Here is a 5,714-nt window from a genome sequence, read left to right on the forward strand (position 1 = left end):
GAACTGCTCGGGCTCGTGCTCCTGGCAGGTGTTCGTCAAGGACGGCCTGATCACGTGGGAGCACCAGGCCACCGACTACCCGTCGGTCGGCCCGGAGTCGCCCGAGTACGAGCCGCGCGGCTGTCCCCGTGGCGCGTCCTTCTCCTGGTACACCTACTCTCCCTCGCGGGTGCGCTACCCGTACGTGCGCGGGGTGCTGCTGGAGATGTGGCGTGCGGCCAAGGCCAGGCTGGGCGACCCCGTGCTGGCCTGGGCGGAGCTGACCGGCGACCCCGAGCGCGCGCGGGCCTACAAGCGGGCCCGCGGCAAGGGTGGGTTCGTCCGGTCGAGCTGGGACGAGGTCCTGGAGCTCATGGCCGCCGCCCACGTGCACACCATCAAGGAGCACGGCCCCGACCGGGTGGTGGGCTTCTCGCCGATCCCGGCGATGTCGATGGCCTCGTTCGCGGCCGGCACCCGCTTCCTGTCGATGATCGGCGGCACGCTCCTGTCGTTCTACGACTGGTACGCCGACCTGCCGATCGCCTCGCCGCAGGTGTGGGGCGACCAGACCGACGTGCCCGAGGCGGCCGACTGGTGGAATTCCCGCTACCTGATCATGTGGGGCTCCAACATCCCGGTCACCCGCACCCCGGACGCCCACTTCATGACCGAGGCCCGCTACCAGGGCACCAAGGTCGTCGCGGTCAGCCCCGACTACGCCGACAACGTCAAGTTCGCCGACGACTGGCTCGCGCCGCACCCCGGCACCGACGGCGCCCTGGCCATGGCGATGGGCCATGTGACGCTGACCGAGTTCTTCCGCGACCGCCAGGTGCCGTACTTCACCGACTACGTGCGCAAGTACACCGACCTGCCGTTCCTGGTGACGCTGGAGCCGCGCGGCGACGCGTACGTGCCGCGCCGCTTCCTGACCGCCGCCGACCTGGGCCAGGAGAGCGAGAACGCCGAGTTCAAGACCGTCTTCCTGGACGAGACGACCGGCGCCGCGCAGGTGCCGAACGGCTCGCTCGGCCACCGCTGGGGCCAGGAGGGCGAGGGCCGCTGGAACCTCGACCTGGACGGCGCCGTCCCGGCGCTGACCCTGCTCGGCCGGTCCGGGCGCGCGGTCGAGGTGGACCTGCCGCGCTTCGACGAGGGCCCCACCGAGGGCGGCTCGGTCATGCGCCGCGGCGTCCCGGTCACCGAGCTGGCCGGCAAGCTCGTCACGACGGTGTTCGACCTGCTCATGGCCCAGTACGGCGTGGCCCGCGACCTGCCCGGCGAATGGCCGGCGAGCTACGAGGACGCCACGCAGCCCTACACCCCGGCCTGGGCGGAGGAGATCACCTCGGTCCCGGCCGCCACGATCGCCAGGATCGCCCGCGAGTTCGCCCGCAACGCCGAGCGCACCCAGGGCCGGTCGATGATCGCGATGGGCGCCGGCACCAACCACTGGTTCCACTCCGACCAGATCTACCGCTCGTTCCTGACGCTGGTGCTGCTGACCGGCTGCCAGGGCGTCAACGGCGGCGGCTGGGCGCACTACGTGGGCCAGGAGAAGGTCCGCCCGGTCACCGGCTTCCAGCACCTGGCCTTCGGCTTCGACTGGCAGCGCCCGACCCGGCACATGGCCGGCACCGCGTTCTGGTACCTGGCCACCGACCAGTGGCGCTACGAGCGCATCGGGGCCGGCGAGCTGGCCAGCCCGCTGGGCGAGGGCAGGTTCGCGGGCCGCTCGTTCGCCGACTGCAACGCCCAGGCGGCCCGGCTGGGCTGGCTGCCCTCGCACCCGACGTTCGACCGCAACCCGCTCAAGCTCGCCGACGAGGCCGCCGCGCGCGGCGTCCCGGTGGCCGAGCACGTGGTGGACGAGCTGAAGGCCGGGCGGCTGCGCTTCGCCGCCGAGGACCCGGGCGACCCGGCCAACTTCCCGCGGGTGCTGACCGTGTGGCGGGCCAACCTGCTCGGCTCGTCCGGCAAGGGCAACGAGTACTTCCTGCGCCACCTGCTCGGCGCCGACGCCGAGGCGCGCAACGAGGAGACGCCCGAGGGGCTGCGCCCGGCCGAGGTGACCTGGCGGGAGAACGCCGCGGAGGGCAAGCTCGACCTGCTGACGACGATCGACTTCCGGATGACGTCCACGGCGCTGTTCTCCGACGTCGTCCTGCCCGCCGCCACCTGGTACGAGAAGCACGACCTGTCCAGCACCGACATGCACCCGTTCGTGCACGCCTTCAACCCGGCCATCGCCCCGCCCTGGCAGACCAGGTCCGACCACGACGCCTTCCTCGGGCTGGCCGACGCCTTCTCCAAGCTGGCCGCCCGCCACCTGGGCCGGCGCACCGACGTGCTGGCCGTCCCGCTCACCCACGACACCCCGGACGAGCTGGCCCAGCCGGGCGGCCGGGTGCGCGACTGGAAGCACGGCGAGTGCGAGCCCGTGCCGGGCCGGACGATGCCCAAGATCGTCACGGTCGAGCGCGACTACGGCGCCGTCGCCGAGCGCGTCCGCGGGATCGGGCCGCTTTTCGCCGACCTGGACCTGACCACCAAGGGGATCACCTACCGGGTGGGCCCCGAGCTGAACCACCTGCGCGAGCAGAACGGCGAGACCCCCGAGGGCCACATCTCCCTGAGCACCGCCGACCGGATGTGCGAGGCCATCCTCGCGCTGTCCGGCACCACCAACGGCCGCCTGGCCACCCAGGGCTTCCAGACCATGGAGAAGCGCACCGGGACCAGGCTCGCCGACCTGGCCGCCGAGCACGAGGGCAAGCGCATCACGTTCGCCGACACGCGGTCGAGACCGCAGCCGGTGATCACCTCGCCCGAGTGGTCGGGCTCGGAGACCGGCGGGCGCCGCTACTCCGCGTTCGTCATCAACGTCGAACGCGACAAGCCATGGCACACCCTGACCGGCCGGCAGCAGTTCTTCCTCGACCACGACTGGATCATCGAGCTGGGCGAGCAGCTTCCCGCCTACCGGCCGCCGCTCGACCTGCGCCGCCACCACGGCGACCAGCGCGACGGGCAGGCCGATGGGCAGGGCGCCGAGGTCACCGTGCGGTACCTGACGCCGCACTCGAAGTGGTCGATCCACTCGGAGTACCAGGACAACGCGTACATGCTGGCCCTGTCGCGGGGCGGGCCGACGATCTGGATGAGCGTAGAGGACGCCGCCTCGATCGGGGCCGCCGACAACGACTGGATCGAGGCGTACAACCGCAACGGCGTGGTCGTGGCCAGGGCGGTCGTCTCCCACCGGATGCCGGCCGGGACGGTGTACATGTACCACGCCAAGGACCGCAACGTGAACGTCCCGCTCACCGAGCGGTCGGGCCGGCGCGGCGGCGTGCACAACTCCCTCACCCGGCTGCTGCTCAAGCCCAGCCACCTGATCGGCGGGTACGCGCAGTTCACCTACGCCTTCAACTACTACGGGCCGACCGGCAACCAGCGTGACGAGATCACGGTGATCCGCCGCCGCGGCCAGGAGGTGACCTACTGATGCGCGTCATGGCACAGGTCGCCATGGTGATGAACCTGGACAAGTGCATCGGCTGCCACACCTGTTCCGTCACCTGCAAGCAGACCTGGACGAACCGGGACGGCGTCGAGTACGTCTGGTTCAACAACGTCGAGACCAAGCCCGGCGTCGGCTACCCCAAGCGGTACGAGGACCAGGAACGCTGGCACGGCGGCTGGCAGCTCGACGGGCGCGGCCGGCTGAAGCTGCGCGCGGGCGGCCGGGTCAAGCGGCTGCTCAGCCTGTTCTCCAACCCCGACCTGCCGGACCTGGACGACTACTACGAGCCGGCCACCTACGACTACGACACCCTGCTCAACGCCCCCGCCGGGCCGCACGTGCCGGTCATCCGTCCGAAGTCGGCCATCACCGGCAAGGACATGAACATCACGTGGGGCGCCAACTGGGAGGACGACCTCGGCGGCGCCCCCGAGCACGCCCACGGCGACCCCAACCTGGCGGCCATGGCCGAGAAGGTGCGCATGGAGTTCGACCAGACCTTCATGTTCCACCTGCCGCGCATCTGCGAGCACTGCCTCAACCCGGCGTGCGTGGCCGCCTGCCCCTCCGGCGCGATGTACAAGCGGGAGGAGGACGGCATCGTCCTGGTGGACCAGGACCGCTGCCGCGGCTGGCGCATGTGCGTCTCGTCGTGCCCGTACAAGAAGGTGTACGTCAACCACAAGACCGGCAAGGCCGAGAAGTGCACGTTCTGCTTCCCCCGCATCGAGGCGGGACAGCCGACCGTGTGCGCCGAGACCTGCGTGGGCCGGCTGCGCTACATCGGCCTCGTCCTGTACGACGCCGATGCCGTGCTCGCCGCCGCCCGCATGCCCGACCCGCGCGACCTGCTGGAGGCCCAGCGCGAGGTCTTCCTCGACCCCGACGACCCGCAGGTGGCCGCCGCCGCGCGAGCCTGCGGGATCAGCGAGGACTGGATCGAGGCCGCGCGGCGCTCGCCGATCTACCGGCTGGCCATGCGCTACCGGGTGGCGCTGCCGCTGCACCCGGAGTACCGCACGCTGCCGATGGTCTGGTACATCCCGCCGTTGTCGCCGGTGCTCGACGCCGTGACCGGGGCCGGCGCGGACGCCGACGACCCCGACAACGTCTTCCACGCCATCACCGACCTGCGCATCCCGCTGGAGTACCTGGCCGGGCTGTTCAGCGCCGGGGACACCGAGGTGGTGGCCGGGGTGCTGATGAAGCTGTCGGCGATGCGCGGCTACATGCGGGCCCGCACCCTCGACGGCACCGTGGCCGGGGACCTGCTGGAGTCGGCCGGGATGACGGCGCGGGACATGGAGGAGATGTACCGCCTGCTGGCCGTCGCCAAGTACGAGGAGCGCTACGTCGTGCCCGCCGCCCACCGCGAGGACGCCGCCGCGTTGTCGGCCCAGGCCGCCGGGTGCAGCCTGGACGGCGACGGCGGCCCCGGGATGAGCGGGTTCCACCCGACCGGCGTGACCGGCCGCCGCGGCGACGGACGCCTGGGCCTGAAGCTGTTCACCGGCAAGGGGCCGGCGTCATGAGACTGCTGCCCGCCCCCGACACCGTCGTCGAACGGCCGCAGGACCGCGCCGCGCTGCTCCGGCTGGTCTCGCTGCTGCTGCAGTACCCGGACGCCGGGCTGCTGGCCGCCCGTCCCGAGCTGCGCAAGGCCGTCGCGGCGCTGCCCGACGGGCATCCGCGCCAGGCGCTGGAGCAGTTCCTGTGGTGGTTCGGCGACCGGCAGCCGATGCCGCTGGCCCGCCACTACGTCGAGACCTTCGACCTGCGCCGCAGGTCCAGCCTCTACCTCACCTACTACCTGCACGGCGACACCCGCCGCCGGGGCATGGCCCTGCTGACGCTCAAGCAGCGCTACCGCGCGGCCGGGCTCACCCCGCCCGAGGGCGAGCTGCCCGACTTCCTGCCGGTGGTGTGCGAGTTCGCCGCGCTGGCCGGGCCGGACGTGGGGGAGGCGCCGCTGCGCCAGCACCGCAAGGGGCTGGAGCTCATCCGCACCGCCCTGCACGAGGCCGGCTCGCCGTACGCGCTCGTGCTGGACGCCCTGTGCGCGGTGCTGCCCGGCATGTCGGAGGCCGAGCGGGCCGCGGTGGCCGACCTCGCCCTGGCCGGCCCGCCCGCCGAGGAGGTCGGCCTGGCCCCGTACGGGCCGCCGCTGAACGAGAGTGAGGTACGGCCGTGAGCGTCGTGCTCTGGG

The 5,714-nt window shown here is 72.1% G+C and carries 3 protein-coding genes; all 3 read left to right on the plus strand.

What is annotated here, in order from left to right; translation table 11 throughout:
* The coding region (locus ACWCSD_RS46595; protein ID WP_449925221.1) for a nitrate reductase subunit alpha at nucleotides 1-3,490 on the plus strand (3,490 nt) is incomplete at its 5' end.
* Entirely contained in the window at nucleotides 3,490-5,040 is a 1,551-nt protein-coding gene (gene narH, locus ACWCSD_RS46600) for a nitrate reductase subunit beta (RefSeq protein ID WP_449925224.1), read from the plus strand. The genes ACWCSD_RS46595 and narH, both read left to right, overlap by 1 nt.
* Entirely contained in the window at nucleotides 5,037-5,699 is a 663-nt protein-coding gene (narJ, locus tag ACWCSD_RS46605; RefSeq protein ID WP_449925227.1) for a nitrate reductase molybdenum cofactor assembly chaperone, read from the plus strand. Before narH ends, narJ begins: the two co-directional genes overlap by 4 nt.
* The last annotated feature ends 15 nt before the right edge of the window (nucleotides 5,700-5,714 follow it).

It is taken from the genome of Nonomuraea sp. NPDC001684 (assembly GCF_053596515.1).

What these genes read in the sequence shown, in the direction of transcription:
- narH (WP_449925224.1), top strand. Translation starts at nt 3,490, where the DNA reads ATGCGCGTCATGGCACAGGTCGCCATGGTGATGAACCTGGACAAGTGC.
- narJ (WP_449925227.1), top strand. Translation starts at nt 5,037, where the DNA reads ATGAGACTGCTGCCCGCCCCCGACACCGTCGTCGAACGGCCGCAGGAC.